We start from the raw sequence: 2,368 nt of genomic DNA, 5'->3' as shown, positions 1-2,368 counted from the left end.
ACGGAGTAGACGGCCAAACACCAAAAGTCAAAGCTGTTCGTGATGAAGCTAAAAAACAAACTACTCTAACCTTCTACATTGACAAAGATGGCGATGGTAATTACACAGAAGGAACTGACACTCTCGTTCAAACCTCTATTGTGAAAGATGGCCAAGATGGAGCTACAGGTCAAGCAGGTCATGACGGTAAAGCAGTTCTAAATGGCAAAGTAGATCCAACACCAAGAGACGGAAAAGATGGAGACAGCTTCGTTAATACTGTAACAGGAGATGTCTTCGTTAAGAAGAACAATACTTGGGAACAAGCAGGCAACATCAAAGGACCAAAGGGTGACAAGGGAGAAAATGGTCGTGATGGCTTCACACCAGAAGTAACAGTGACAGACAACCATGATGGCACACATACCATCACCATCACGCAACCAGAAGGTCGCCCAGCCCTTACAACAACCGTTAAAAACGGGGAAAATGGCCAAACACCGAAAGTTAAGGCAGAACGTGATGAAGCCAAGAAACAAACCACTCTAACCTTCTACATTGATAAAGATGGCGATGGTAATTACACAGAAGGAACTGACACTCTCGTTCAAACCTCTATTGTGAAAGATGGCCAAGATGGAGCTACAGGTCAAGCAGGTCATGACGGTAAAGAAGTTCTAAATGGCAAAGTAGATCCAACACCAAGAGACGGCAAAGATGGAGACAGCTTCGTTAATACTGTAACAGGAGATGTCTTCGTTAAGAAGAACAATGCATGGGAACAAGCAGGCAACATCAAGGGTCCAAAAGGTGACAAGGGAGAAAATGGTCGTGACGGCTTCACACCAGAAGTAACAGTGACAGACAACCATGATGGAACACACACCATTACTATCACCCAACCAGAAGGTCGCCCAGCCCTTACAACAACCGTTAAAACGGGGAAAATGGCCAAACACCGAAAGTTAAGGCAGAACGTGATGAAGCCAAGAAACAAACTACTCTAACCTTCTACATTGACAAAGATGGCGATGGAAACTATACAGAAGGCACAGATACGCTCGTTCAAACATTAATTGTCAAAGACGGACAAGACGGAGCTACAGGTCAAGCAGGTCATGACGGTAAAGAAGTTCTAAATGGCAAAGTAGATCCAACACCAAGAGACGGCAAAGATGGAGACAGCTTCGTTAATACTGCCACAGGAGATGTCTTCGTCAAGAAGAACAATACTTGGGAACAAGCAGGCAACATCAAAGGTCCAAAAGGTGACAAGGGAGAAAATGGTCGTGATGGCTTCACACCAGAAGTAACAGTGACAGACAACCATGATGGCACACACACCATCACTATCACTCAACCAGAAGGTCGCCCAGCTCTTACAACAATCGTTAAAAACGGAGTAGACGGCCAAACACCAAAAGTCAAAGCAGAACGTGATGAAGCCAAGAAACAAACTACTCTAACCTTCTACATTGACAAAGATGGCGATGGAAACTATACAGAAGGCACAGATACGCTCATTCAAACATCCATCGTTAAAGACGGTCAAGATGGAGCAGCAGGTCAAGCAGGACGTGATGGTAAAGAAGTATTAAACGGAAAAGTAGATCCAACACCAAGAGACGGAAAAGATGGAGACAGCTTCGTTAATACTGCCACAGGAGATGTCTTCATTAAGAAGAACAATGCATGGGAACAAGCAGGCAACATCAAGGGTCCAAAAGGTGACAAGGGAGAAAATGGTCGTGATGGCTTCACACCAGAAGTAACAGTGACAGATAATCATGATGGCACACACACCATTACTATCACCCAACCAGAAGGCAGACCAGCTGTCACAACAACAATTAAAAACGGAGTAGACGGCCAAACACCAAAAGTCAAAGCTGTTCGTGATGAAGCTAAAAAACAAACAACATTAACATTCTACGTTGACAAAGATGGCGATGGTAATTATACAGAAGGCACAGATACGCTCGTTCAGACATCAATTGTCAAAGACGGTCAAGATGGAGCAGCTGGACAAGCAGGACGTGATGGTAAAGAAGTTCTAAATGGCAAAGTTGCTCCAACACCAAGAGACGGCAAAGATGGAGACAGCTTCGTAAATACCGTTACAGGAGATGTCTTCGTTAAGAAGAACAATGCATGGGAACAAGCAGGTAACATCAAAGGTCCTAAAGGTGACAAGGGAGAAAATGGTCGTGATGGCTTCACACCAGAAGTAACAGTGACAGACAACCATGATGGTAGTCACACAATTACAGTTACGCAACCAGAAGGTCACCCAGCCCTTACAACAATCGTTAAAAACGGAGTAGACGGCCAAACACCAAAAGTCAAAGCTGTTCGTGATGAAGCTAAAACAAACTACTCTAACCTTCTA

Annotated in this window: 1 pseudogene; it reads left to right on the top strand. The window is 44.2% G+C overall.

The features are described from left to right. A pseudogene (locus tag HMPREF0851_RS16775) lies at positions 1-2,368 on the top strand (YSIRK signal domain/LPXTG anchor domain surface protein); the annotation flags it as partial.

Source organism: Streptococcus sp. M334 (assembly GCF_000187745.1).
Taxonomy (GTDB): domain Bacteria; phylum Bacillota; class Bacilli; order Lactobacillales; family Streptococcaceae; genus Streptococcus.
This window is presented reverse-complemented; position numbering and strand designations above follow the sequence as displayed.